This is a genomic window from Mycolicibacterium palauense (assembly GCF_002592005.1).
GTDB lineage: Bacteria > Actinomycetota > Actinomycetes > Mycobacteriales > Mycobacteriaceae > Mycobacterium > Mycobacterium palauense.
The window spans coordinates 1-26,160 of sequence record NZ_NVQF01000080.1 but is presented as its reverse complement, the minus strand read 5'-3'; the positions used below and the strand labels follow the sequence as shown (position 1 = coordinate 26,160).

Here is a 26,160-nt window from a genome sequence, read left to right as displayed (position 1 = left end):
CCACAAAGGCAAACTGCTCGAACGGCCCACCGACATCACCCCACCGACACCGCCCTCAAACGACGACGAGCACACCGGAACGGAGGTCGCCTGAAACACCCCGATCCACAGGAATTGACAATTTCTCGTCCGCGGCGGTGTCGAAGAACTGTCGTGCTCGGGTAAGTAGCCGAGCCACGCGTTCCTTGTTGTAGCGGAAGTCGAACTTGATGCATTGATGACCGTTGATGACCGCGAAGCAGACGTATCCGCTGTTGGGGCCTATGCCTTCGGGTTCGACACTGTGGACCCCATTGATGTCTGCAGCCGTCACCTCCTCGCCTTCGGCGATGTCACGGGAAACGCGGACTTCTGCCACGATCTTGGCCTGATCATTGAGACGCACCAAGGGGTGTGGTCGGTCGGGGTTTAGCTCGACCACGACCTTTCGGACCTCTTCCCGGTCCAGCGCAAGGCCACGACGGGTGATCTCCGGCTCGACGAACCACTCGAATATCCAATTGACTAGATTCGTCGAGAAATCGTCGGGTTGCTGGCCGGAGGTCATACTGACGACCGCCTAGTGGGACCTGCTGCGGCCCGCTTGCTTGCGCTCACATTTGGTGACTGTCCCACTCGCCTCCAATGTAGAGGATCTAAGACACGCGGTGTGAGACAAGAAATGAGGCGGCACGACCTGGGACTGCGCAGAGTTGGGCGGACCACTTGGGTTTGGGTCTGTCTCGTTTCTCTAGAACGAGACAGGCGGCTCGGAGCGGCGGCCTGTTGTCGTGACTGGACGTTGCGTGCGCTTCTCCTAGACTGGCGGTGTAGCGACTTTGGATATTTGCGGCGCAGGCTTGAGCATACTCGCTGGTCAGTACTCAGACGATGCGTCGGGGTTAGCCACCGAGACTCCGAGCGCGGCGGTGGCACCACCAGCGCAGGTGACCGGCACGACGGTCAGCGGCCTGCATACCGCGGCCGGGGCAACGGTGACGGTGCTAGCAGGACGAGTCCAGGCCACCGGCGCCGCGCTGACCCTTGCGTCGGCCCAGCGCCGACGGGGCGCCCGGCGACGGCGTTGCGGGTTTCCGCCTACGGCTCTTCCTTGAAGGCTGCTTCGGCCCAGTAGCCGCCCATTCCGGACGGAATGGCGATGACCCGGATGGTTCGTGGTGTCGGTTGTTGTCCGGGGCAGCGTTGCTGGAGTTTCATGTCGAAGCCCCATGCGTGTTCCGGCTGATACCACGGTGCCGCGGCGGGGTCTTGCTCGCCTTTGTCTTCGACACCGTCGAGGACGTATCGGCAGTCTGGTGGGGGCAGAGCCGCGACGATGTTCTCATCGATTGCCTTCTCGGCAATCTCTTGGTGAGGGTAGTTGCGGAATCGGAGAAGCTCGACCTTGTCGAGATCGTGGGTGTTGAGTCCTGCGACGAGACTCTCGGCGGCCTTCTTCTGCTCTTCGGGGGTGTAGTCGCGCATGCCGTACGAATTGTGACCACCACTGGGGTTTGTGTCGACGGTATGCCAGTACCAAAACCAGCCGGCAGCTGCGATTACCACGATGCCGCCGACCATTCCGGCTGCGATGACCGCTATTCGAGCACTGCTTGCCATTCGGTCACTCCCCAGGGTAGGTCAGGTGGACGAACTCGACCGAGGCGTTCCCGCCGGTGAACCCTTCGCCGTCGGGCATCCAATCGTTTCGGAAGTTGTTCCAACCCAGCCCGTGTTGGTCCACGATGGCGGCGACCAGCTTGTCGCCGGTGGCGTAAACGCGGCCCGCCAGGGCCGCCGGCGTGGCGCCGATGGCAGCCTGGGCACTGGCGACAGCCGATGCTGTTGCTTGGGTCGAAGGCGCAGCCGCCCCGGCAGGAACACGGATGGCTAACTGCGAAGCGTCCGCCGAGCCCTGCCCAGCCAGCATGTGCAGGCCCTCGCCGCAAACATTCAATACCCCCACACAGTCAGTCTATGGTCAACGGCTGGAACGTCCAGTCACCGAACAAGAACCCATTGACTCCCACACCGCCGGCGCCGCCTGGGCCGCCGTCGCCGAGGAAATCGGTGGATGGGTGGACTCGGCGAACCGGACGAGCCTTCAGAAACGGTGAACCTCGCGGCGGGTGCTCAAGGTGGCCCGCCCGATCGCGAGCGGATGGACGATCGCCGGCATCCCGTGCCACACCGCACTTTCGGCCTCGACGGTATACCCGCAAGCCCGCATCAGCTCGACAGTTGGTCGGGTGCACACGCACCCCCCGGCGAAGCCCCGCCACGGCCGGAGCAGGCAGACCTGGAGCGCCGCGAGGAATCGGGAACTCGCGCGGATGTGCTCGATGAACAGCAGCTGCCCGCCCGGTCGCAGCACCCGCGCAATCTCCCGCAGCGCGACTTCGGGGTCCGCAACCGTGCACAGCACGAGAGTCGCGACGACGGTGTCCACCGACGCGTCGGCCAGGGGGAGATGCTCGGCGGGCGCGTCGACGATGCGCGCGCTCCGGCCCCGGCCGTGCAGGCGCCGAGCGAGTGTGTGGCGCATCGCCGCGTCGGGTTCGGTGAGCACGAGGTCATCGACGACGCCGGGATAGTGCGCGAGGTTCAGCCCTGTCCCGGCGCCGATTTCAACGACGTATCCGCGTGCCTCGACCAGCAACCGGCGCCGGCGTCGGCGCATCCCGGCGATCTCGCCGAGCCACAGGAAGGGGTCGTAGAGCAGCGCCATCACCCGCAGCCACGGACTGGACGCGCTGGTGTCGCGGATTTCGTCGGTGGACGTGTCGGCAATCTCGGTCATGCCGCGAACCTAGGATCTGGTGCAGGTGGCGCGCATCGCTCAACGCGGCCATTTTCTGTCAGTGGCCGGTTACGGCCATTCCTGCAGCAGGCCCAGCCGCGCGGCCTCCGCGACGGCGGCGGTCCGGGAGGCGCTGCCCAGCTTGCGGCGGATGTTGGCGACGTGACGGTGCACCGTGTGGGGGCTGAGCTGCAGCTGCTCGGCGATCTCGCGATCACCGAGACCGCGGGCGACGTATCCGAGAATCTCGCGTTCGCGACCCGACAGCGGCACCGTCACGGTGTCGTCGGGCCGCGATGCGGGCCGCTGCGGTTCGAACGCCCGGCGGCACGCCCGCACCACAGCGTCGACGTCACCGTGCCACGGGAAGTGTGAATCACCCTGTAGGGGAGTAAACGTGGCGCCCGATATGGCGGCCGCGACGTCACGTCCGAGCGCATACGGAACCGCGCGGTCGGCGCGGCGGTGCACGACCAGAGTCGGTTGGTGGACAAGGGGAAGGCACGCCCGCACATCCAGGCGGTACACCAGCCGCAGCAGGGCTGCCGCGGTGTCCGCGGTGGCCGATTCGCGCTGCAACCGTGCGAAGCGTTCGTGGTCGTCGGGGCCGGTGTTGCCGAGAAAAATGTCGCTGAGCAGGCGGGAGCCCAGGCCCCAATGCGCTTTCACCGCGGCCACGATCGCGTCGGCCACACCGGGAGCGGTCAGTTCGTCGCCCCGGGAGTAGCAGCCGTACAACACCAGCTGATCGACCCGCTCCGGGAACGCCGCGGCGAAGGCCACGGCGGTGCAGCCACCCGACGAGCCGCCGATCAGCGAGACCCGTTCCAGCTCGAGTTCGTCGAGCAGCGCCCGCAGCATCGCGATTTCACCGTCGAGTGTCAGATCGGATTCGGTGATGTCGTGATCCGACATTCCCACCCCGAGCCGGTCGTAGCGGATCAGCGTGCGGTTCTCCGCGACGCCTTCCCAGAACCGACGTACACCCGGGGTCTGCCAGTCGAGCTCGAGATGGCTGACCCACCAGGCAGGTGCGACCAGCGGCGGCCCGTCTCCGCGCACCTCGTAGGCCAGCCGACGCGCCCCCAACGGCAGGAAGCGGATCTCGGATTTGTCGGACATCGCCCAGAGCGTACGACGGCCTGAACCACACCGGTGCCCGACGACGGGAAGCCGTGCCACCGTGGGACAAGCTGACAACCCGCTGTGCCTCTGGCGTCAGCCGGACGATGCGGACGATGCAGAGGACGAAGGCCGGTCCTGCTTGCCAGCTGGGTCGCGCCGATCGGAGCCCCGTTCCTCGACCCGGGCCCGATTGCTCGCGATCCGCTCGGCCCTGTCCTCGCGCGCGTCGGCCCGCCGTTCTGCGGCGCGGGACTTCTTCTCGGCGATCCGCTCCGTTCTTTCCTCGCGCGCGGCCTTGCGCGCTGCGACGCGTGCGTCGCGGTCAGACACGGTGGAATCAGGCACGGTGGAATCAGGCACAGTGGAATCAGGTGTGGAATCAAGCTCGGTGTCGGCCGGTGGATTGCCGCTCTGCGCGGCCTCCGCGGTCCCCGCGGCCACGTCCTGTTGCTCGTCCGGTTCGTCGCCCTGTGCCGGTGCAGGCGCGGGGGCGATCGGTGCCGACGCACTGAGGTTCGCGACCTCGTCCGTGGTCTCGGGGGTGGTCTCGGTCGCGGTGTCAGGGGCGATCTCGGCCACCGTGTCAGAGGCCGGGGCGATCTCACTGTCGGTGGCGGGGCTGACGTCGGATGACGTGGTGGGCGGCCGCCACACCGGCACCGACTCGTTGAAGAAGTCAACCAGCAGCGGCAGGAAGCCGCCGTTGAAGTGGCCGTTCTCCGGATCGGCGCCGTTGGCCAGCAGGGAGGGGAACGCGGTGGGATCGGTCGGGGGGAATCCGCCCGATGTCGCGGCGTCGTAGTTGTCCCAGTCGACGAAACCGTTGACGACGCCGGTGATGATCTTGCCCGGAATGGAGAGCACGGCATTGACGATGTCGACGAGGTTGGCATCGGCGATGGCCTCGCCCACGTCGCGCAGGGCGTAGAGGGTCGCCAGCGTGGCATTGGCCACGGGGTAGACGGTCAGTGAGGCCAGCACCGGTAGGGCGTACTCGGTGACGAACCGCACGGGTGCCTCCAGAGCGGCCTCGACCGGTTCCGTGAGTGCTTTCCGCACAACGGCGCGGGCGAGCTCGGTGTCGCCGTCGTCGATCGCCGCCTGATAGGAGAGGTAGGCGTTTCGCGGGTAGGTGATCAGGCTGAAGGCCGACAGCGCCCCGTCACCCAAATCGATGAGGGTGTTGCTGTAGGTCGCCTGCACCACCCCGCGGGCGTAGACCTGAAACGCGGTCGGGTTCGCCGTCAACGCGACCGCCTGATGGCTGGAACGCAGCGGCGCCTCCGACGGTGGCGCCGCCAGCGGAGTGGCCGCGATGGTGGCCGCGCCCAACAGCGCGACGACCGGCATGACCCCGCGACGGGAATGACTGGTTGTGGACTGACTCATGTTCATTTCCCTTGCAGAGAGACCGGGTGGGTACTGCACAGCCTCCCGCCCCTGCGGGACCGCTGGCAATCAGGGAATACCCTTGTCTTCCGCGACGGTGTGCGCCGTTGCCGATTCCGGCGGTCGGCTTCTCTTCGAGAAAGCCGGAGACGGCGGGGCCTCGATATCAGCAAATGGGATGGGAGGCAGCCAAGCGGTGCGTGCCGTATTTCAGCAAACAAGGGATTTCACCCATTGCTCCGAGGGTGTGTGAGGTGGTGAATTCAAGGTGTTTGCTGAGCACGTGGGGTCGGGAGAGGTCATGCGCTACATCGAGGCTTCGGCCGGCCACCCGGCGCACGACGTGAACGCGGCCCGCGGGGATCGAACGCCGAGTCGAGCGGCAGGGTCCGGCACCGGCCGGCGCGTGGCCGCGGTGACTCCGGGCCGGGCGGCGACTGAACGACGTCGCCGCCGCAGGTGGCGCGATCAGGCGGCTACAGCCAGAGATACAGTCCCGACAGCAACGCCCACAACGTCACGCAGTAGGTTTCGAACACCGCCCGCAGCGGGATCGGGGCGTGGCGCAGCTCCATGAAGTCGAGACCGACCAGTCGGATCTTGGCCGCGGCGATCGCCAGCACGACCACCACCACGAGGGCGCCGGTGCCGTGGTCCGCCCCGACGGCCCAGGAGATCAGGGTCGCGGCGACCAGGATCAGCCAGCTCAGACCGGCACGGTTACGAAGGTACTGGAACGGCAACGGTTCTCAGCTCACCAGGTACAGCAGCGGGAACAGGACGATCCACAGCAGGTCCACCACGTGCCAGAAGCATGCGCCGCCCTCGACCAGCGCCATGCGGGTGGGGCTCAGTTCCACGCGCCGGGTCTGGGTGAAGACGAAGCTCAGCACCGCGATGCCCAGGCACACGTGCAGCAGGTGCAGCCCGGTGAGGATCACGTAGTACAGGTAGAAGTCGTTGGCGCCGGGACCGTAACCGCTGCGGCCCAGCGACACGTACTCGACGATCTTGAACGTCACGAACAGCAGACCGCAGCCGATGGCGGCCTGCACGGCACGGCCTGCCAGGCCGCGGGCGCCGTCGCGGAGCGCGCCGAGCGCGACCACCACACACAGTGAGCTGGTCAGCAGCACCAGGGTGTTGGTCAGACCGATCCCGGCGTGCAGGGTGCGCCGCGCGGCGTCGAAAACCTCGGGCGCCTTGGCCCGCTCGACCAGGAACGTGGCGAAGAAGACCGCGAACACGACGAGGTCCCCGAGCAGGAACACCCAGGTGCCCTGCTCGCCGGGGATGCGCCGGTCGACCGGTGCCGCAGCCGTTTTCACGCGGCGGCGGCGGGTTCGGCGGTCTCTTCCTCGGCACGGATGCTGCCCAGCAGGACGTAGGTGCTGACGACCGGCCACACGGCAATCGCCACGGCACCGGGGATGTAGAAGGCGAAGATGCCGTTCCAGGCCAGTGGCCCGTCGTTGAACACCACCACGACGCAGCCGGGCAACTGCAGGATGGCGGCCCACAGGTTGTAGTAGCCGTACCAGCGCGGGAAGGTGGCCGGCGTGGCGGTGTCGGCGAACGTGGCGACGGCCAGCGTGATGTTCTGGGTGACCAGCGTGCCGACGATACCGATGAACATCAGCCAGAACACGTCACTGAGCGCCAGGGTGATCTCGGCGGGGCGGGTGTCGGGCCGAAAGGCCGCGGCAGCTAACACGGTCAGCGGGTACATCAACGCCGGGACGTACACCGCGGAGGCCAGGAGCTGGGTGATCGACAGCACGCCGAAACGCCCCTCGGCCCGGCGGATCCGCAGCACGAGGGTGGCCAGGAACGGAAACGCGATCGCCGCGGTGGACAGCGCTCCGGCTATCCCCAGCCGCACCACGATCTTGTGGTCGACCAGGAACCCGGCGATCTCCTCGGCCGACGATGTCGGCGACAGCGGGGGAAACAGTCTGCCGAGCCCGAAGACGGAGGCGCCGTAGAGGACGATCATGACCGTCCCGCACCAGGCGCCGATCCGCTGCAACCGCAAATCCAGAGCTGCCACACTCGCACCTTTCGATCGTCCTGTGGTCATCGGGCCCGGCCGACTGCTCGGGTAGCGCCCCCGTCAGCGGCGTTCGGGCGTCCAGGTGGCCGGCAGCCGGTTGATGGCGTTGACCCAGTTGGTCACGGCCAGGCTGGGTTCCGGTGCGGAGATGTCGGGGATGCGGGTGTAGACCTCGGTGAGCAGCGAGCGCAGCATCGTGCGGGCCAGCGCGGCGCCGATGCAGTAGTGCGGGCCGCCGCCGCCGAAGGAGATGTGCGGGTTGGGGTTGCGCAGGATGTTGAACGCCCCCGGGTTGTCGAACATGTCCTCATCACGGTTGGCCGAGTAGTACCAGAGCACCACCTTGTCGCCGGCCTTGATCTCGGCGTCACGCAGCGTCACGTCCTGGGCGGCGGTGCGGCGCATGTGCAACCCCGGTGGGGAGAAGCGCAGCACCTCCTCGACGGCGCCGTCGACCCGGCCCTCCACGTCCTCGACCAGCAGCGCCCGCTGATCGGGGTATTTGGACAGGTTGAGGATGGCGTGTCCCGAGGCGTGGCGGGTGGTGTCGTTGCTGGCGACGGCGAACAGCACGAAGAACGCCTTCAGCTCGTCGTCGGTCATCTTCTTGCCCTCGAACTCGGCCTGCACCATCCAGGTCAGCAGGTCGTCACCGGGGTTGGCCCGCCGCTCGGGAATCAGCTGCGCGGCGATCTCGTGCAGCTCGAAGACCGCACCGCTGAACATCTCCAGTTCGGACTTGTCGCCACGCATCTCCGGATCCGTCCAGGCCACCAGCCGCTCCGCGGCGTCGATGGCGCGCTCGCGCAGCTCGCCCTCGATCCCGAAGAAAGTGCCATAGACCCGCCCGGGCAGCTGGGCGGCCACCATCCGGACGAAATCACCCTCGCCGAGCGGGGCGACCTCGTCGATCACCTCACGGGCGTGACCGCGGATCCAGTCCTGCAGGCGCCGGATGTTCTTCGGCTTGAACGCCTCCATCGCGATCCCGCGCAGCTGGGTGTGGCGAGGGGGGTCCATCGCGATGAACGACGACACGACCTCGGTCATGTCCGGCGGGAAGTCCTCCATCACGACACCGCGCGCCGACGAGAAGATCTCCGGGTGGCGACTGGCCCACCGGACGTCCTCGTGCTTGGTCAACGACCAGAACCCGCCGGTGTTCAGCTCGGGCGGCAGCAGATAGGACTCGGCGGGCCGGCTCCACGACACGGGCCTCTCCCGGCGCAGGACGGCGAACGCCTCGTGGCGGTGTTCGGGCGACTTGGCCCAGAACGCCCGGTCGGCCAGGTCGATGTCGCCGTAGGTGGTCTCGGTGGTGGGTGCGGTCATGGTGTGTGGTCCTCTCGTCACCGCCGGTGGACGCATGGCTGTGGTGCGCGTCACTGAGGCGTTGAACCCATGCTCGCCACCACGGTGGCGGTGCGGGACCGCCAGACGTGCCAACTGCTGGCCCGCGCGGGCCAGGCCGCCGGCCCGGCCGGTCAGCGCACCGGGGTGCGAAACGTCGCTGAGAGCCCCCCGCCGTCGCGGGCGGCGAAGTCCACCCGACCGCCCATGGCCTCGACGATCTGCTGCACGATCCACAGACCCAGCCCGGCGGTGCCGCGCTGGCCGCCCACACTGACGAACTTCGCGGTCAGCTCGCCGAGGCTCTCATCGGGGATGCCGGGGCCACGGTCACCGACGGTGATGACCAACTCGCCGCCGTCGCGTGTGCAGGTCACATCGACCGGGGCGTCACGGCCGTGCCGGGCCGCGTTTTCCACCAGGTTGGTGATTACGCGACGCAGGCCCTGGGCGTTGACGAGCACCGCGTCCATCCCCGGGCCGACGGTCAGGCGCAGCCGCGGTGGGGTCAGTCCGACCGAGGCCGCCGCCGCGGTGACGAGCTCGGCGACGTCGAGCCGGCGGACCCGGCCGTCGGAGAACGTCGGCCGTCGGCTCAGCGCCACATCCGACAGCGCGTCGAGCATGTCGGCGAGATGGTGCACATGGCGGGCCGCCAGCTCCAGGCTGGCATCGCGGTCGGCGGGCCGCATCGGTTTCGGCGCGGTCAGCGCCTCGGTCAGCGCCTCCAACGACGCTACGGGGGTGCGGAATTCGTGCAGCAGGACCTGCAGGCCGTCCTGCTGTGACTCGTAGGACCGCAGCAGACGGGCCCGCAGGTCGCGCTCCTCCTCGGCGGCGGCATGTTCGGCCTCCGCTTCCACCAGCGCCCTGACCCGAGAGCGGTGTTCGCGTTCGGCCAGGGTCGACAGGCCCGCGGTCAGGATCGCGGTGAGCACCAGATACAGCGCGGTCCAGCCACCCTGAAGCAGCGGCGTGGGCGCGACCGCGACCGGTGCGGGACGCAGCGCGATGACGACATAGGCGGCGCCCAGCAGCACCGACAGCGCCAGGGTCTCGATGAACGACAGCCGCGCCGCCGAGGCGACGACCAGCAGGATCAGCACCGACGCCACCGGGCTGTGCAGCCCGCCCGTCAGCGCGGTGGTGGCCAGCACGAACATCGAGTCCAACGCCGTGACCACCCACGCGTACCTGGTGCGGCGCACCTCGAGCTGGGGGTTGGCCATCAGGATGACCGCATAGATCATGCCGATCACCAGGATCGCGACGGTGACCGCGACGTGTTGGCGAAGCCAATCCGGCCCGATCGCCAGCAGCACCCCGATCGAGGCCACCACCGCTACCCGAACCGCGACCACCGTTCGGGCCAGCCCGTAATCGTCGCCGCTCCAGTCCTCGAGCGAGGTGGCGCGATCCCGCTGTCTCATCAGGCTGACCATAGAGTTCGGGCTAGCATCGCGGCAATGACCGCCAAGCCGTACGTCGTCGTGATCGTCGACGATCACCAACTGTTTGCGGAGGGCCTGACCCTGCTGCTGACACGCGAATGGGGGGAACTGTTCACCGTCTGCGGTCAGACCACCTACGTCGAGGAGGCCGCGGACCTGGTCGCGCGCTGCGACGCCGACGTGGCGATCATCGACCTGTCCATGCCGCCGCTGGGTGGGGTGGCCGCGATTCGGCACATCAAGGCGCGCCGGCCCAGGACGCGCATTCTCGCCCTGTCGGGCACCGAGGATCTCGGCCTGGCCGAGGAGGCACTGCGGGCCGGAGCCGACGGGTTCCTCCCCAAGACGGCGCGCCCCGAGGCGCTGGCCGGACCGCTGTGGACCATCGCCGAGGGTCTGCGGGTCATCGACGGCACGCTGCTGGACGCGCTGCTGAGCAACACCCGCAAGGCCCCCCCGGCGCTGCTGGACAGCCTGAGCGCGCAGGATCTGCGGCTGTGGGCCCTGCTGGCCACCGGGATGGAGACCGGCGACATCGCCGCACGGATGCTGGTCTCGGAGCGCACCGCCAAACGGATGGTCGCCGCGCTGCTGCACAAGCTCGGCGTCACCAACCGGGTCGCCGCCGCGGCGATGGCCGGGCGTTTCGGCCTTCTCGATGATCTGGCCGAAACGGACGGGGTCAGTTAAGGATTCGAATCGCCTGAGCCGGGCAGGCGGCGGCGGCACGGGTTGCGCGGTCGCGCTCGGACTCGGCCGGCTCCGCGTTGAGTACCACGACCTTTCCGGTGTCGTCGGAGACGTCAAAGAGATCCGGTGCGGCCATCAGGCACTGCCCGTGACCCTCGCACAGGTCGTAGTCGACGGTGATGTTCATGGCGCCAGTATCGGGCCACGACATCCGCTGCGGACGGGCCGTCCGCGCCAGTTGTGGCCCGCACGGGCCAGGCGCGCCCACCAGCGTGTGTTCGCTACGCTGCGGCGAGGGCATCCTCGGCGGCGCGTTCGGCGTCATAGGTGTTGACACCGAGGTCATCGAGGAGGGCGTTGATCCGGCGGGCCCGATCGAGCGCGGCCGAGTCGGCAGAGCGGTAGATGCGGCCCACCGCCCGGGCGGCCTCGCGAACGCGTCGAGTGCGCGCCGATCGGAGGTCCTGGTAGAGCCGCAACCGAGTCGACACGTCCGCCGGTGTGCAATTGTCGAGCAGCACCGCGAGTGTCACGGCGTCCTCGATCGCCTGGTTGGCGCCCTGCCCCAGGTGTGGAACGACCGCATGGGCGGAGTCCCCGAGCAGCGTGATCCGTTCGCTCGACCACCGCGGCAGCGGTTCGCGATCGTAGATGCCCCACCGAAACGTCTCGTCCATCGCGCCGATGATGTCGAGGACGGGCTGGTCCCAACCCTGGTAGGACGCCGCGAGTTCGGCGGGGTCGCCCGGCGCGGTCCATGACTCGAGTACGTCGAGGTTGGTCGGCGTGAAGGCCACCACGTTGAGCAGACGTCCCGCCGAGACGGGGTAGACCAGAAAACTGCGCTCGGGTCCCATCCACATCGCCGAGGCGCTCATGTCGCCCACGGGCGCGACGTCGGTCAGCCGGTCGGCCGGAATGAGCCCGCGGTAGGCCATGATTCCCTCACTGACCGGTTCGGCCGGCGCGGTGACCGCGCTCTGCAACCGCGAGTGGATACCGTCGGCGGCCACGAGCACGTCGGCATCGGCGGTGCTGCCGTCGCCGAACCGAAGCGTGACGCCGTCGCCGTGCTCGGTCGCGCCTACCGCGGCGCGCCCCAGCGTGATCGCGTCGGCCGGGAGCGCGTCGGAGAGCACGCGCTGGAATTCGCCGCGGTGCAGGAACCACATGTGCGCCGGATTGCCGAACGACAAGGTGGACGGTTCGCCGGCGATCGGCTCGCCCTGCCAGCTGCGGAACACGAAGTGCGAAATGGGACCCGCGACCGCTTCCAGCCGGTCGGCCAGACCGAGGCGGGTCAGGATCCGGGCCCCGTTGGGGGCGATGGCAACGCCCGCGCCGAGTGCCCGGAGTTGCGGTGCCTGTTCGTAGACGCGCGCGTCCACGCCGCGGGCACGCAGGGCGATGGCGGCCGTTAGACCGCCGATGCCGGCCCCGACGATCGCCACCCGAAGCGGCCGGTTGTCATTCCTCACGTGGTCTCCCTGGTCGAATAACTGTACCGATCGGCACATAATTGACCATAAGCGTACCGATCGATACATTCAAGGGGTGCCGCGCACCGCCGATCCCGTCAAGCGAGCGGAATTGTTGCGGGCAGTCGTCGCCTATCTCGAGACGCGGGGAATCAGCGACATGTCACTGGCTCCGATGGCCGAGGCCCTCGGTACCAGCAAGCGCATGCTGCTGTACTACTTCGGCGATCGCGGTGAGCTGCTTGCGCAGGCATTCGAGGCCAGCCGCCCGAACGTCGGCGAGATGTTCGACGGGGTCACCACCGAGGACGAGTTCGTCGCGGCGGCGAGGTCGCTGTGGCGGGCCATCACCCGGGGCAGGCAGCGCCGAACCGTCGGGCTGATGCTGCAGGTGCTGAGCCTTGCGACCACCGACCCCGACACCTATCAGCCCTACGCCAGCAATGCCGTGACCGTGATGCTCGAACCGATCACCGAGGCGCTGGTCGGGCTGGGTCGAGAACCGGAGGACGCAAGGGTGCGTGCAACGCTGGTCGTCTCGGGACTTCGGGGACTGTGTCAGGACGGTCTTGTCACCAGGGACAGGTCACGCGTCGACGCGGCGGCCGAACTCGTCATCGCCGCCGCCGTCGGATGAGGTGCGGCCGGCGCCGCGTCGACAGGCCCCGACTACCCCAATCGGGACAGCGGGAGCTACCTCCAAGGTGATAGAGCGCCGAGGCCGTTGTGGTGTGGGTCATACGCTTCGGCCGCGCCCACCGTCGGGCACGTTCGCGAAATCTGGAGGTACCACCATGACCGAGACCGTCGGAGAAAAAGAGACCAGCACAACCGGTCGGCCCGCCTCAACGACGGCGACTCTGGCGTCAGAAGACCCCGTGAAGGCTGCCGCCGCGCTGGTGCCGAAGCTGCGCGAGAACGCCATGCGCGTCGATCACGACCGTCGGCTGACCGAGGAGAACATCGAGGCACTGACGAGCATCGGCTTCTATCGATCGCTGATACCCCGCGCGTACGGCGGTTATGAACTGGACCTTCCGACCATGAGCCGAGTCCTCACCGAACTCGGTAGTGGCTGTCCGTCGACCGGGTGGGTCTCGGCGACCGCCGCCGTGAGCGGATGGATGGCCGGGCACCTTCCCGCCTCCGCGCAGGAGGAGATCTTCTCGACTCCCGATGTGCGGGTCTGCGGCAGCTTCACACCGCTGGCGACGCTGGAGAAGAAGGGCGGAAGCTACCTCCTCAATGGTCGGTGGCCGTACAACACCGGGTGCCTGCACGCGCACTGGGACCTGGTGATCGCCCGCGATCCGAGCGCGCCGCCGCCGAACCAGCTGAAGCTGTGTGCCGTGCCGATGTCGAGTCTGACGATCGAAGACGACTGGCACACTTATGGTTTGCGCGGCACCGGCAGCTGCACCACGATCGCTTCCGACGTCCTGGTCCCGCCGGACAGGGTGATCGACGTGGCGTCGTTCATGGCAGGCACGTCCGAGGACACCCACTCCAGCTACGAGACTCCGCTGTTCGATCTCCCGACATGGCCGGTCTTCGTCGTCACCAGCGTCTCCGTTCCGCCGGGCATCGCCCGATGGGCCCTGGAGCTCTTCAGCGAGCGCGTCAAGGGACGCCCGATCACCTACACCACACATGCCGACCAACGGTTGGTGGCGTCGGCGCACTTCGCGGCGGCCGAAGCCGCCGTGCGAATCGACGCCGCGCAGCAGCTGGTGTCGAACCTGGCCGACGAGGTGTGGCGGATGACGTCGGAGGGGCGCCTCCCGGACCGTCTGCAGCGCCAACGCATTCGCGCCAACGGCGGGTATTCCACCGAACTTGCGCGCAGCGCGGTGCAGATCGTGTCGGCCGAAAGCGGTGCGTCATCCATCCGCTCGGACTCCCTGACACAACTGCTGTTCAGGGATATGCAGGCGCTGTCCATGCACGCCGGTATCAACGTCACCAGCATGCTGGAGTCCTATGGCCGCGTCCTGTTCGGCCTCGACCCGGTGACGATCTTCGAGTGAGTCGGCCCGGCCGTATGGCGAGGCCCCAGCCTCGCCATACGGTGCCATGCCGTGCAATGCCCTGCCGTACGGTCTAGACCGCACGTCGCGCGTACTGCGCGATCGCGGACGCGCGGTTTTCCACCCGGAGCTTCCGCAGGATTCGCTTGACGTGCGACTTGACCGTCCCGGTCGCGATGCCGAGTTCCTCGGCGATCCTGTCGTTGGTGTATCCCAGCGACATCAACTCCAGCACGTCGGCTTCCCGGCGGGAGAGCTGTTCGCGAATCTCGGTGGGCCGCCGCGGCGTCCCAGGAACCTCCGCGAAGAGCCCGGCACCAAGCCGACGCTGAAAGTCCGTGATCGCGGACGTGAGCATCACGTTCTGCAGGACCACGCCGTACATGGTGGCGAACTCGCAGAGCGCGCGGGCGCGGTCGTGCAACTGGCTGACGGGGGTTGTCGTCAGATCTGCATGCACGGTTCCGATCACCGAATCTCCGGCGATGATCGGCGCAGCCGCGCCCGATGTCGCCTCCAGGGCGCGGACGATCCGCCCGTCCGTCCGCTCCAGGTACGGCTCCACATTGTGAACCAGCACCCCGTGCATCCGGGTGACGACCTCGGTTTCGAATCGCCGCGGCGACAGTTCGTGCGGCTCGCGCTGGCTCATCTCCGTCACCTGCTCCGCCAGACCGGGTGCGCCGGCGATGAACGTCTTTCGGAGGGACCATTTGTGCTTGTCGACGAACCCGAGGCCGACACGGGTGAATCCCAGGGCGTGAACGACGGGCCCCGTTCTGCGCAACAGATCCTCGACGTCGGTGGCACGCAGCAGGTCTGCGATCGCAGCAGATGGCCGACTGTTCCGCGACGGGGACAGCCGGAGTTCTTCGGAGGCACGCCACAGGTCATCGAGGAACGACACGAGCCGCGGCAGTCTGTCCCGATTGCCCGCCGGCCCGCCTTTCTGGGCTGCGGATAGGGCGGCTTCGGATAGGGCCCTGAGGGTCGCCTGATGCAGACTGGACAGCATCTGCGACGGCGAACGGGTGTCCGCGGCCGCGTCGTGGTCCGGGAACAACGCATCGCCTGTGGCCAGCGCGCGTTCGACCGCCCCGCCGTGAGGCGGTACCGAAGTCTTGCCGGAGACCGGATGCTGCCTGTCGAACACAACGATCTCCATGCCAACCTCACACACAAATAGCCGGGCACCAGCGGTTGTTGTCGCACCCTGACCGTTCGGCGATGCGCGACGCCGGGAACCTCAGGATAGTGCGCTGAGCGGGTCTTCCCGTGAGAAAACCATTCGGCGGGACGCAACCGCCGACGGGATCGTCGACCGCCTCGCGGCGGTTGCCGTGTTCGGGCCCGGGCACACGACTCAAGTCACAGACCGTCCCCGACGCCGGTGGTGAACTGACGACGATCCTGCCCAGCGCAGGAGCCGACCATCAAAAGAGGTATTGATGCTCACTCTCATTGACCACACGACGGGCCACGTCACCGTCGACGATGTCGTACTCGATGTCATCAGACGTGGCCACGGGCGGCCCGTGTTCCTGCTGCATGGAGCCGAGGGCATCCAGGCGAACGGCGGATTCATCGAGGAACTCGCGACATCATTCGACGTGATTGCACCCAGCCATCCGGGCTTTGACCTGTCGCCGCGTCCGGAGTGGTGTGACTCGGTCGGCGATCTCGCGTTCCACTATCTGCGCTGGATCCACGCGCTCGGCCTGGAGCACGTTCTGCTCATCGGCCTTCAGTTCGGTGGCTGGGTCGCCGCCGAGATGGCGACCCGCGCGTGCGGGCGCATCGATCAACTCGTTCTTGTCGATCCGCTGGGCATCAAGGTGGGCGGCCGGGACGAGCGCGACATCGCCGACGTGTTCGCCACCTCCCACGAGCGCCTCGACGAGTTGGTCTACCACCGGCCCGAGTTCCGGGACTACGTGGCAGCGCGAGGCTGCCAGGACAGCGCACTGCGCCTGGCGCGCAATGAGGAAGCCCTGGTCCATTACGGCTGGCAGCCCTATATGCACGATCCCAAGCTGCGGCGAAAGCTGGGTTCGGTGTCACTGCCGAGCCTGGTGGTGTGGGGCGCCCACGACGGCATCGTCGATATCGACTACGGCCGCGCCTACGCCGAGTCGCTGGGCGCCGCGCGATTCGAGGTGATCGAAGACGCCGGGCATCGCCCGCAGATCGAGGCCGCCGAGCAGGTCGCCGGTCTGATCACGCAGTTTGCCGCCGACGTCCGCGGCGCATCGAAACGCGCCAGCTGAAGGGGACAGCATGAAGTTCTGGTACTTCACGGAGACGCCCTACCCGTTCCTGCCGCCCGAGAGCGAGTACGAATCCGTCCGGGTGAACTTGCCCAATGGCCTGATGGACCCCGATAGAGCCGCTGGACTATGGGACCGCTACCTACGGGAGTGGCAACTGGCCGACGAGGTCGGACTGAACATCATGGTGAACGAGCACCATCAGACGACCACGTGTCTGGATCCCGCCGGTCCGATCATCACTGCGGCGCTCGCACGAACGACGACACGCGCGCGGTTGCTGCTGCTGGGTAATCCCGTGGCCAACCGCCCTGATCCCGTGCGGGTCGCCGCGGAGATGGCCCTCGTCGACGTGCTGAGCAAGGGACGACTGGAGGTCGGCCTCGTCCGTGGCGTCCCGTACGAGGTGTTGGCGACCAACAGCAAGCCGGTCCGGATGAGCGAACGCATGTGGGAAGCTCACGACCTGATTCTGAAGGCCTGGACAACCCACGACGGGCCGTTCAACTGGGAAGGCGAGTTCTTCCACCACAGGAACGTCAACATCTGGCCCCGGCCCTATCAGCAGCCGCGGCCGCCGGTGTGGGTGAGCACGCTCAACGCGGGCAGCGCGGGCGGCATCGCCGAGCGGGGCCACGTCTTGGCCACGTTCCTCAACGGCAACGAGGTCACCAGGAAGATCTTCGACGCCTACCGTCGGCGCGCGCAGGAAGTGGGGACGTCGTCGGGGCCGGACCGACTCGCCTACTCGGCGATCGTCTATGTCGGTCGCACCGACGAGGAGGGTTTCGCCGGAGCCGAGAAGAACTTGTGGTACCTGCGTGCCAACAAGGTGCCCTTCGAGCATAAGAACCCGCCGGGTTACGTACCGTACTTCGTTCGAGCCGGCGCCATGACACAGCAGCGGGTCAACGAAGTGGACAAGATCCGTCAGATGAAACTGCCGGACCTCATCGATCAGGGCATGGTGCTCGCCGGCGCTCCGGATACCGTTCGCGCGCAGATCGAGCGGATGCACGACGCGGTGGGCGGATTCGGGAACCTTCTGATCATGGGTCAGGGCGGCCACCTTGACCACGATGAGACCTCTCGCGGCATCGAGCTGTTCGCCTCGGAGGTCATGCCGAAACTCGAGGGCCTCGGCGAGTGACTGTCCCTGACCTCAGCGGAGTGGCGCGCACGACGATCACGGTTGACGGCCTCCGTACGCACTACCTGGAACTCGGGAGGGGTGCGCCGGTCGTCCTGCTGCACGCCGGTGACTTCGGGGCGTCCGCGGAGACGTCATGGCATGAGGTGATCGAGCCGCTCGCACAGAGCGGATATCGGGTGATCGCTCCCGATTGGCTGGGTTTCGGTGGCTCGGACAAGGTTGTCGATTTCGCCGATCCGCATGGCCGCCGGCTGGCGCACATGAGGGCGACCGTTGCCGCGTTGGAGCTGGGGACACCGGCGATGATCGGATTCTCGATGGGTGGCACGCTTCTCGCGCGCGCGCTGGCACGCCCCGACCCGTTGTTGCCGGCCAGCCTCGCGGTTCTCGCGCACGGCGGGGGATTCGCCCCTCTCAATGCGGCACGTCAGGCACTGCAGGACTACGACCTGACGCCGGCCGGCATGGCGAAGATGCTGCGAACGGCCCTGTATTCCGACCGGTGGTCCTCGGATGAGGAGTATGTCGCCTGGCGCCACCGCCTCAGTCTCGAACCGGGCGCGTGGGCGGCCGTTGCGGCCGCGCGAGTCCGGCCCCCGGGGCAGGAATCGGTTGATTTCGGCACCGCGGACAACACCGTGTACGAGCGGATTCGCGTGCCGACGCTGGTGGTGGCCGGTGAGAATGATCCGCTGCGTGAGCCCGGGTACGCCGCCGAATTGGCCGAACGGATCCCGGACTCGGAGTTGCTGGTCTATCCCGAATGCGGGCACGGCGCTCCGTTGGAGCAGGGCCCGCGGTTTGTCAAGGACGTTGTGTCCTTTCTGAACCGGCGATACCGCGGGCGGTTCTAGGCTGACGAGATGCGTACCCGAGTGGATGACCGCAGACCACTTCAGGCGAAGGGCGCCGGCTTGAGCGAAGTGCAGCGGAGGGCACCGGTCGGGGGTGGAAGTGACACGACGCTGTTACGCGCGTGGCAGGAGTCGCCGCTGCGGACGCTCCCTGCTTCCCAGCGTGACGTTCTCATCAGGAGCGGCAGGGTCGCACACATCTCTGCCGGGAAGACCATCTACGGACTCCATGACCCGATCCAGGTCGTTCTCGTCCTGGACGGGGTGGCACGCGTCAAGGCGGTGGCGCCGGACGGCCGTGCGGCCACGATCCGGCTCGGTGGCAGCGGGCAGCTCTTCGGCATTCCCGGTCTTCTGGGCGGACGGCCCGTCGTGACGGTCGACGCGGTCACCGATCTGCAGTATTGGGCCTTCGACACCGAGGTTTTTCGCCGCGCACTGCAGGAAAGCGCACAACTTGGGTACCTGATCGCGTGCCATCTGGCTCGCTCGACGGAGGAGACGGTGGAGTTGTTCGCCGTCAACGTCTTCGGTTCTATCCGTCGCCGCGTCGCCCATCAGCTGCTGGATCTCGCCGAGTCCGACAACGGGCGGTTCCTCGTCCATGTCAGCCAAGATGAGATCGCCAGTTCGATCGGATCGGTCAGAGAAGTTGTCGCCCGGGCCATCCGGTCGCTCAAAGGCGACGGGATCGTGGCGCGGACATCCAGTGGCCTGGAGATCAGCGACGTCGCGGCACTGCACCGCATCGCGTCCGATCCGGATTGACGCCGGCGGCGGCCGAACCGGTCTGCCGGGCCGGAGAATTCTGACGCGGCGGCCGGGTGGAACATTTGTCACGGCCCCCGGGCAACCGAATGCTGCAGGCTGACCGGGTCGTAGATTCGCGACCGGAGAAAGCCTTCCGCTGATTTTCCACGACTCGGGTGGTTGCGTCCGGTCCAGATAGACGGGTTGTGACGACAATGTCGGACTTCGTACTTGTTCACGGCGGGCTGCACGGTGCCTGGTGCTGGCGATTCCTGCGAGAGGAACTGGAGGGCCGCGGTCACCGCGTCGCGGCACCTGAGGTACCGCTCGACGACCCTGGGGCCGCAATGCGGGATTTCGTCGAGGCGGTGACGGCCTCTGCAAGCGAGCTGGATCATCCGATCGTCGTCGGGCACTCGCTGGCCGGCCTCATCGTCCCGCACGTCGCGGAGCGGATCGAGGTCGGCGGCCTGAGCTATCTGTGTTCGATGGTCGCTCCCACCACCCAGGCGGAGGCGGACACCAACGCCGTGCTGGTCAATCCGGACTTCTGGGCGGGCGTCAGCTTCGACGAGTCCGGGATAGCGACCTGTCCGCCGGAGATGGCGATTGCGGCTTTCTACCACGACGTCGACCCTGAACGGCAGAGATGGGCCACCGAGCAGCTCACGGTGCTGGCGCCCGTCGTCTACACCGACGTCGAGTTCCTCCCCGCGCTGCCCGACGTGCCGGTTGCCGCGATCCTCACGGACGAGGACTACATGGCCGCCGATGCGGAAGCCCACAAGACGTACATCCGGTCGCGGCTCCGGGTCGAGCCGACTGTCCTGCCGGGCGGCCACTCCCCGTTCCTGTCCCACCCGGCCGAACTCGCATCCGTGCTGATCGAGTTCGCTGCCGGCGTGGGCAGCGCTACCCGGCGCAGAGCGTGGACACGACGCCGCTGACCCGGCGTTAGCCGCCGTCAACCCTTGCCGATGACCGCTGCCAGGGCGTCGGCGAGGCTGAGTTCCGGGTTGTCGTCGATGGTGCGTGCCCGCCAGGCGACGTGGTTGTCGGGGCGCACCAATAGTGCGCCGTCGCTGTCGATCTGCGCCAGCTCGGCCCAGCTGCCCTCGGCGTCGAGGTGGTCGACGCCGACCTGTGCGACGTTGATCGCGACGCCGAGCTTCGCCGCGACCGCCCGCGCGGCATCGACCCAGGCCGCCCCGTCGCTGCCGGTGATCACGGCGAAGGCGCCGTGTCCGGCGACGATGTCGTGGGTCGACACCCGTGCACCATTGTGCTCGAGCCAGGCGTGCGGGAGGCGATGTCCCGGCCGGGTTGTCGGTGTGTAGACCAGCCCGACATCGCAGCGCGGCGGCGCCTCGGTACCGTCGGGGACCAGCGCGCCCTGCTGGTAGCCGGGCCCGAACTCGACGTCGTGGGTCTGGAACTCCACCTTCTGCATCCCGATGGCCTCGTGTGCGCGGGCGCGCAGCGCCTCGCCGATGAGTCCCTCGGAGAACAGGGCATAGAACGCCGCGATATTGGCCTCCAAAGGAGCACCCGGTATCAGGCCGACACCGGCGTCACCGATGAACTTCGAGTTGAATGCCATTAGAGCCCAGAACGCCACCTCGGTCGCCACCGGCTTGCGTTCGGCCTCGTAGCTGTCGAGCAGCGACTCGTCGGCCGCTCCCGACAGCACCTGCGCCAGCTTCCAGGTGAGGTTGTGGGCGTCGAGGATGCCGGAGTTCATGCCCTGCCCGGAGGCCGGAGGCTGACGGTGTGCGGCGTCGCCGGCCAGGAACACGTTCTGATGGCGCCAGCGGTCGGCGATGACGCAGTCGAGTATCCAGTGGCTGACCTTGTGCACCTCCATCTCCAGGTCGGGCAGTCGCAGCAGCTCACGCAGGCGCGGCGCGATGGCGGCCTCGTTGAACCGTTCGGGGTCGTCCGGGCGGAACGCGAAGTGGGCGATCCACTCCTCCGAGTGACGACCCCAGGTCGGTCCCTGTTGGATGAGGGCTCCCGCGGCCCAGGAGTTCTCGCCCTCGGGATTCATGAACCAGGTGATCAGCGTGCCGTCTTCCCAGTAGTCCGACAGGTCGGCGCTGAAGTGTGTGCTCACCATGTCCACGATGTCGGTGAAACCCTCCATCGCGACCCCCAGGCGCGGGCCCACCGTCTTGCCGCCGTCGGCGGCGATCACGTAACGCGCCTTCACCGTGAACGTCTCGTCGCTGTCGCGGTCGAGCACGGTGGCGGTGACGCCCGACTCGTCCTGGGTCCAGTCCAGCAGGTCGTGGTGGAACCGGACGGCGCCGGGGGCGCGCTTCTCGGCTTCGGCACGAAGCAGCGGCTCCAGCCGAATCTGCGGGTAGTTGGCGCCCAGAACGGGGCTGTCGGCCTGGTAGCTCTCGCGCAGGGCGCCGCCGCCGAAGGCGTCCATGCGGTGAAGCTCCTTGCGGTCGAGTGGGCCGTCACCGCCGAGCGAGGTCAACCACAGGATGTTGCCGAACTGCTCGGGGGACGCGGCGACGTCGAAGATCGCGTCGGCGACACCGTGCTGGCGGTAGATCTCCATCGTCCGCTGACTCAGGTAGTGCGCCTTGGGCAGGATGGAGGTGCCGGGGTGGCGCTCGATCAACACATGCCGCACACCGAGATCGGATAGCAGGATCGAGCTCGTCAGGCCGCAGGCACCGCCGCCGACGATCAGGACCGGCACGTCGAGGTCATGAACAGACATCTTTTTCTCCCGTTTCGGCATCGGCGCTCTCCCGTTCGGCCACGTGGCCACGCACTCCGGGTCGCGTCGATGTGGTTCGCGCCACAATTTGACCGTCGCCGGGGCTGCGATGACTACCGCCTGCGACGCAAAGTTGCGGGCACTTTTTGGCTTCCAAGCCAACAGGCGCCGTGAACGTCGCGGTCCACGAGAGAATGGGTCATGCAGGATTGGGCCAGGAACCTACGCGGAACCCAACCACTCGGATCCGAACACGAGTGGCTCGGACCCGACGCCACGCAGGTACGCGACCGCCTCGGCGAGGGGGCGATCGCGTGGGCGACGGAAGTCGGTGAGGCCGTCGCGGCGAAGATGAGCGCAGAGGTTCCGGAGATCGTTCAAGCGGCCGCACAGTTCAACGTGTTGCGCCGCGCGACGACGTCGACCACGTTGCGGGCGCTCGCGCTGGTCACCGACCCGCGCAATCTCGACTCGTCGTTGGTCAGCCCCGAGGCGCTGGAGACGGCCCAGGATTTCGCCCAACGCGGCCTCGAACTCAACGACATCCTGCGATCGATCCGGGTGGGCTTCACCGTGCTGGCCGCGGCGCTGCTCGACGCCATCATCGAGCACGGCAACAGCACGGAGGAACTGCGCCGCGTTTCCATCCTCATGCTGGAGATGGTCGATGAGTTCACCAGCGTCATCACCACCGCGTTCATGGACGAACGGCGCGCTCAGGAAGCCGACGCATCCGCCATCCGGCTGGACCTGACGCGAGCGCTGATCGACGCCAAGCCGGTGGACGAGGGCGCGGCCACCCGCCTGCTCGGCTACCCGCTGAACGCCGTCCATCTGGCGCTGATCGCCTTCAGTGATCCCCTCGCCGGAGGGGATCGCGTCGACCTCAGGAAGGTCGTGGACCCTGTCTTCACCCATTGGGGACGGCCACAGGCCACCCTGATCATCCCGGTCGGGGGCCACACGCTGTGGGCGTGGGCCGCCTACGGACCGTCGGCACCCCGCCGTGACGCCCACCCGCTTCCCACGCAGGAGGGAATCAATGTGGCCGTGGGGGAGGTCTGGTCGGGGATCGACGGATTCAGGCGGACCCACCTGGACGCCAAGGCCGTCGAACAACTGCAGTCGATGTCCGGACGGGGAGGGGCTTCGACCGTGGCCCACCACGACGTCGACCTGGAATCACTGCTGTTGATGGACCCCGACGCGGCTCAGCGGTTCGCGACCCACTACCTCGGTCCGCTCGCCGGCGCGGAGCCGCGCATCGCAGAGCTGCGCGCCACGCTCAGAACCTATCTGGAATGCGATCATCGGCTGGGCGCCGTCGCCGAGCAACGGCACATCTCCCGCAGCACCGTCACCTACCGGGTCCAGCAGGCGCTGGCCATGTGCGCACACCCACCCAGCGCGAGCACGACCAAGCTGCGCGCGGCCCTGGCCATCCAGGAATGGCTTGCCGGCGCTGCGCCCGGGTGAAGCCCGGACGGGCCAACCGATCCAGAAAACGCAACAGGCGTACACTTCTGTAGCCGGGTGTGCCGCGCCCGGCCGGGCGGCGAGTCGGCGCCGACGAGTCGTCCGTGGACGCCGCAACGCGGCGCGGTTCGAGCGGGAATCGGGAGGATGCCGAGGAATGGCCGTGACATTCGCCGAAGTGATTCGGTCCAAATACGTTCAGCTCACGACGTTCACCAAGGACGGCCGGCCCAAGCCCACACCGATCCGCGGCGCACCGGTGAACGGCAAACTACTCGTGTTCACCGGCAGCGACTCGTGGAAGGTCCGCCGACTGCGACGTGACCCACGAATTCGTGTCGCCGCGTGCACCTTTCGGGGTCATCCCACCAGTGACAGCGTGCCCGCGGTCGCGACGCTGCTGGACCGGGCCGGAACGGAGCGCGTCTACGGCGAGATCTGTCGGCAATACGGCCCGGTCGGATGGCTCTACGCGTTGTTCACCAAGGCAGCCGGAGGCCTCGACAAACGCGTCGGTATCGAGGTCGCACCGGCCGCGGAGGCCACCGGCGAGGCCGACGACGACACCGACGCGTGACCGGGCGCCGAGCGAATCGAGGACGTAATGCCCGACGACACTTCGACTGAGGCGCGTTTCGAGGAACTGTACCGCGACGGGCAGACCGTGAACGGGCTGCCACCCCTGACCCCGTGGGACATCGGCGGGCCCCAACCGGCAGTGCAGCTACTCGTCGCCTACGGCGCCATCCGGGGCAGGGTCCTGGACCCGGGCACCGGGCCCGGCCACAACGCGATCCTCTATGCCCGCAAGGGATTCCGCGTGACCGGTGTGGACAGGTCGCCGGCGGCCATCGAGCGTGCCGAACTGAACGCCGAACGCGCCGGGGTCGAGGTCGACTTCCGGGTGGCCGACGTGACGACCCTGGACGGCCTCGAGGCAGGCCAGTTCGATACGGTCGTGGACAGCGCCGTGTACCACGTCTTCGCCGACGACGAGCGGGCCCAGTCCTCGTATGCTGCGGCGCTGCATCGCGTGACCGCTCCGGGAGCCAGGCTCTTCATGTTCGAGTTCGGGCGCTACAACCTCAACGGTGTCCCCGGCGAGGGACTGCCCGCGGACAACTTCGAGAAGGTGCTCGCGCCGGCCGGATGGCGCATCGATCACCTCGGGACGACGACCTTCCAGCACCGCTTCAACGCCGAGGCGTTCGCACACATGACGGAGGGCCAGGCCGGCCAGTACGGCGAACGCATGAGGCCGGTCGCGGATCGGCTCAACGTCATCGGACCGCTCCTCGAGGACGGGGTCCTGCACTGGCCGGTCTGGGCCGTGGTCGCCACCCGCACCGACTAGCACCGACTAGCTTTGACCGTGTCGGCCTAGCTTTGACCGGGTCGGCCTAGCTTTGACCGGGCCGGCGCGGCCACGCCGCGCTACGGACGCGGTGAGGCAAACGCTGTAGAGGCAACGGAGTGGAGGCGCTGTGATCGTCGATCTGTCGCATTCGATCCGGGCGGGGATGGTGACCTATCCCGGGTTGCCCGCACCGTCGATCACTCCGTACCTCACGCGCGAGGCTTCGCGCCAGGTGTACGCCGCCGGCACGGAGTTCGCGATGGACGTGATCACCATGATCGGCAACACGGGGACCTATCTGGACTCGCCGTTTCACCGGTTCGGCGGGGGTGCGGACCTGGCCGGTCTCGACCTGAACACCCTGGTGGATCTGCCGGCGATCGTCGTCCACCGACGCGATGTCGCCGCGCGGGCCGTCGACGCCGCCGACCTGCCCGACGACATCGAGGCGGGCAGCGCGGTGCTGGTCGACACCGGCTGGGACCGGCACTTCGGCAGCCCCACCTACGGCATCGACGCGCCGTACCTCACCGAACGGGCCGCCGAACGGCTCGCGGACTGCGGGGTGGCGCTGGTCGGTATCGACTCGGTCAACATCGACGACACCAGACCCGCGGCGGCCGGCAGCCGGCCCGTGCACACCACGCTGCTGGGTCGCGGTATCCACGTGGTCGAACACCTCACGAATCTGGCCGCGGTGCCGGTCCGGGGAGCCCGATTCACCGCGGCCCCACCGCGCATCGAAGGATTCGGGACCTTCCCGGTCCGCGCCTACGCAGTCGTCCCGGACTGACCCCCACCGCTGTCGCCCCGTGTTCCGGGGTCGAGCATGGTAGGCATGCCCGATCACGTTGAGCCCGCGCCCGGTACTCACGCCAACGACTATGACGTTCTCGCCGAGGCGTACGCGGCCGAAAACGAGACCGGCATCGCGAACGCCTACTACGAGCGGCCCGCCGTCCTGGCGCTTGCCGGGGAGGTGGCCGGCTCATCGTGTCCGTCGACCATCCCTTCGCGATCCATGCCATCCAGCGTCGGGACGGGCAGCGTACCGACTACTTCGCGACCTACAGCTGGACCGAGGAATGGACCATGGGCGGGAGCAATGATCAGAACTTGTGGATGACCCTCGGTGTGGGGGCGTGAAAGTGGGCGCACCTTCCCGAGGATGATCTGAAGTCCAAGGTTCTCTGATCAAGACCGGCGTTGGCGCGCTGGTTGGGAAGG

General features: G+C 67.7%; 28 protein-coding genes. 13 read left to right on the top strand and 15 right to left on the bottom strand.

Annotation, left to right across the window (positions count from 1 at the left end; all coding sequences use genetic code 11):
• Positions 1 to 55 precede the first annotated feature (55 nt).
• From CSR00_RS30330 to CSR00_RS23915, 11 genes are all read right to left on the bottom strand, one after another.
• Complete coding sequence (locus CSR00_RS30330) at positions 56 to 547, bottom strand: hypothetical protein (protein WP_141564465.1); 492 nt, start codon at positions 545 to 547, stop codon at positions 56 to 58.
• A gap of 530 nt (positions 548 to 1,077) precedes the next feature.
• Positions 1,078 to 1,599 (bottom strand): hypothetical protein, encoded by a 522-nt coding sequence (locus CSR00_RS23960; RefSeq protein WP_141564464.1) that lies wholly within the window; start codon positions 1,597 to 1,599, stop codon positions 1,078 to 1,080.
• Between the two features lie 4 nt (positions 1,600 to 1,603).
• Positions 1,604 to 1,945, bottom strand: a complete 342-nt coding sequence (locus CSR00_RS23955) for a hypothetical protein (protein WP_141564463.1) — start codon at positions 1,943 to 1,945, stop codon at positions 1,604 to 1,606.
• Between the two features lie 138 nt (positions 1,946 to 2,083).
• Entirely contained in the window at positions 2,084 to 2,779 is a 696-nt protein-coding gene (locus tag CSR00_RS23950) for a class I SAM-dependent methyltransferase (protein ID WP_099024910.1), read from the bottom strand.
• Between the two features lie 69 nt (positions 2,780 to 2,848).
• Positions 2,849 to 3,901, bottom strand: coding sequence for an alpha/beta fold hydrolase (locus CSR00_RS23945; RefSeq protein ID WP_099024909.1), 1,053 nt, complete (start codon positions 3,899 to 3,901; stop codon positions 2,849 to 2,851).
• 96 nt (positions 3,902 to 3,997) lie between these two features.
• Positions 3,998 to 5,110, bottom strand: coding sequence for a hypothetical protein (locus tag CSR00_RS23940; RefSeq protein WP_141564462.1), 1,113 nt, complete (start codon positions 5,108 to 5,110; stop codon positions 3,998 to 4,000).
• Positions 5,111 to 5,769: 659 nt separating this feature from the next.
• Positions 5,770 to 6,036, bottom strand: a complete 267-nt coding sequence (locus CSR00_RS23935) for a cytochrome C oxidase subunit IV family protein (protein ID WP_099024907.1) — start codon at positions 6,034 to 6,036, stop codon at positions 5,770 to 5,772.
• A gap of 6 nt (positions 6,037 to 6,042) precedes the next feature.
• Complete coding sequence (locus CSR00_RS23930; protein WP_099024906.1) at positions 6,043 to 6,621, bottom strand: cytochrome c oxidase subunit 3; 579 nt, start codon at positions 6,619 to 6,621, stop codon at positions 6,043 to 6,045.
• Positions 6,618 to 7,289 (bottom strand): hypothetical protein, encoded by a 672-nt coding sequence (locus CSR00_RS23925; RefSeq protein ID WP_099024917.1) that lies wholly within the window; start codon positions 7,287 to 7,289, stop codon positions 6,618 to 6,620. The genes CSR00_RS23930 and CSR00_RS23925 overlap by 4 nt, the downstream gene beginning before the upstream one ends.
• 117 nt (positions 7,290 to 7,406) lie before the next feature.
• Positions 7,407 to 8,678 carry a cytochrome P450 gene (locus CSR00_RS23920; protein WP_099024905.1) on the bottom strand — a complete coding sequence of 424 codons (1,272 nt, stop codon included), beginning with the start codon at positions 8,676 to 8,678 and terminating at the stop codon, positions 7,407 to 7,409.
• Positions 8,679 to 8,830: 152 nt separating this feature from the next.
• Entirely contained in the window at positions 8,831 to 10,126 is a 1,296-nt protein-coding gene (locus tag CSR00_RS23915) for a sensor histidine kinase (protein WP_099024916.1), read from the bottom strand.
• Positions 10,127 to 10,162: 36 nt separating this feature from the next.
• Between CSR00_RS23915 and CSR00_RS23910 the strand changes: the two genes are divergently transcribed.
• Positions 10,163 to 10,837 carry a response regulator transcription factor gene (locus tag CSR00_RS23910; protein ID WP_176562231.1) on the top strand — a complete coding sequence of 225 codons (675 nt, stop codon included), beginning with the start codon at positions 10,163 to 10,165 and terminating at the stop codon, positions 10,835 to 10,837.
• Here CSR00_RS23910 and CSR00_RS23905 read toward each other — a convergent pair.
• Positions 10,830 to 11,024 carry a ferredoxin gene (locus tag CSR00_RS23905; RefSeq protein ID WP_099024904.1) on the bottom strand — a complete coding sequence of 65 codons (195 nt, stop codon included), beginning with the start codon at positions 11,022 to 11,024 and terminating at the stop codon, positions 10,830 to 10,832. The two genes, CSR00_RS23910 and CSR00_RS23905, sit on opposite strands and share 8 nt — an antisense overlap.
• Positions 11,025 to 11,118: 94 nt before the next feature.
• Entirely contained in the window at positions 11,119 to 12,315 is a 1,197-nt protein-coding gene (locus tag CSR00_RS23900; protein ID WP_245906460.1) for an FAD-dependent monooxygenase, read from the bottom strand.
• A 76-nt stretch (positions 12,316 to 12,391) separates the two neighbouring features.
• On the opposite strand from CSR00_RS23900, the gene CSR00_RS23895 reads away from it, so the two are divergent.
• Positions 12,392 to 12,952: a TetR/AcrR family transcriptional regulator gene (locus tag CSR00_RS23895; protein WP_099024902.1), complete on the top strand. Its 561-nt coding sequence runs from the start codon at positions 12,392 to 12,394 to the stop codon at positions 12,950 to 12,952.
• Between the two features lie 241 nt (positions 12,953 to 13,193).
• Complete coding sequence (locus CSR00_RS23890) at positions 13,194 to 14,342, top strand: acyl-CoA dehydrogenase family protein (RefSeq protein WP_176562230.1); 1,149 nt, start codon at positions 13,194 to 13,196, stop codon at positions 14,340 to 14,342.
• A 73-nt stretch (positions 14,343 to 14,415) separates the two neighbouring features.
• On the opposite strand, the gene CSR00_RS23885 is transcribed toward CSR00_RS23890, so the two are convergent.
• On the bottom strand, positions 14,416 to 15,507 hold the full coding sequence (locus CSR00_RS23885; protein ID WP_099024900.1) for a helix-turn-helix transcriptional regulator: 1,092 nt from the start codon (positions 15,505 to 15,507) through the stop codon (positions 14,416 to 14,418).
• 283 nt (positions 15,508 to 15,790) lie between these two features.
• Between CSR00_RS23885 and CSR00_RS23880 the strand changes: the two genes are divergently transcribed.
• From CSR00_RS23880 to CSR00_RS23860, 5 genes are all read left to right on the top strand, one after another.
• A complete protein-coding gene (locus tag CSR00_RS23880; RefSeq protein ID WP_099024899.1) occupies positions 15,791 to 16,609 on the top strand; it encodes an alpha/beta fold hydrolase in 819 nt (272 codons plus the stop codon).
• Entirely contained in the window at positions 16,569 to 17,759 is a 1,191-nt protein-coding gene (locus CSR00_RS23875) for an LLM class flavin-dependent oxidoreductase (RefSeq protein ID WP_245906458.1), read from the top strand. Before CSR00_RS23880 ends, CSR00_RS23875 begins: the two co-directional genes overlap by 41 nt.
• 20 nt (positions 17,760 to 17,779) lie before the next feature.
• Positions 17,780 to 18,616 (top strand): alpha/beta fold hydrolase, encoded by an 837-nt coding sequence (locus tag CSR00_RS23870; protein ID WP_099024897.1) that lies wholly within the window; start codon positions 17,780 to 17,782, stop codon positions 18,614 to 18,616.
• 9 nt (positions 18,617 to 18,625) lie between these two features.
• Complete coding sequence (locus tag CSR00_RS23865) at positions 18,626 to 19,384, top strand: Crp/Fnr family transcriptional regulator (RefSeq protein WP_099024896.1); 759 nt, start codon at positions 18,626 to 18,628, stop codon at positions 19,382 to 19,384.
• Positions 19,385 to 19,581: 197 nt separating this feature from the next.
• Positions 19,582 to 20,313 (top strand): alpha/beta fold hydrolase, encoded by a 732-nt coding sequence (locus CSR00_RS23860; RefSeq protein WP_099024895.1) that lies wholly within the window; start codon positions 19,582 to 19,584, stop codon positions 20,311 to 20,313.
• 17 nt (positions 20,314 to 20,330) lie between these two features.
• Here CSR00_RS23860 and CSR00_RS23855 read toward each other — a convergent pair whose 3' ends face one another.
• A complete protein-coding gene (locus CSR00_RS23855; RefSeq protein WP_099024914.1) occupies positions 20,331 to 22,100 on the bottom strand; it encodes an FAD-dependent monooxygenase in 1,770 nt (589 codons plus the stop codon).
• A gap of 201 nt (positions 22,101 to 22,301) precedes the next feature.
• On the opposite strand from CSR00_RS23855, the gene CSR00_RS23850 reads away from it, so the two are divergent.
• The 5 genes from CSR00_RS23850 (at position 22,302) to CSR00_RS30815 (ending at position 26,079) form a co-directional block, all read left to right on the top strand.
• Positions 22,302 to 23,576, top strand: a complete 1,275-nt coding sequence (locus tag CSR00_RS23850; RefSeq protein ID WP_099024894.1) for a PucR family transcriptional regulator — start codon at positions 22,302 to 22,304, stop codon at positions 23,574 to 23,576.
• 157 nt (positions 23,577 to 23,733) lie between these two features.
• Entirely contained in the window at positions 23,734 to 24,153 is a 420-nt protein-coding gene (locus tag CSR00_RS23845; protein ID WP_099024893.1) for a PPOX class F420-dependent oxidoreductase, read from the top strand.
• 27 nt (positions 24,154 to 24,180) lie between these two features.
• Positions 24,181 to 24,930, top strand: a complete 750-nt coding sequence (locus tag CSR00_RS23840; protein WP_099024892.1) for a class I SAM-dependent methyltransferase — start codon at positions 24,181 to 24,183, stop codon at positions 24,928 to 24,930.
• 130 nt (positions 24,931 to 25,060) lie between these two features.
• On the top strand, positions 25,061 to 25,726 hold the full coding sequence (locus tag CSR00_RS23835) for a cyclase family protein (RefSeq protein ID WP_099024891.1): 666 nt from the start codon (positions 25,061 to 25,063) through the stop codon (positions 25,724 to 25,726).
• Positions 25,727 to 25,926: 200 nt separating this feature from the next.
• Positions 25,927 to 26,079 carry a hypothetical protein gene (locus CSR00_RS30815; RefSeq protein ID WP_176562228.1) on the top strand — a complete coding sequence of 51 codons (153 nt, stop codon included), beginning with the start codon at positions 25,927 to 25,929 and terminating at the stop codon, positions 26,077 to 26,079.
• Positions 26,080 to 26,160: the final 81 nt, after the last annotated feature.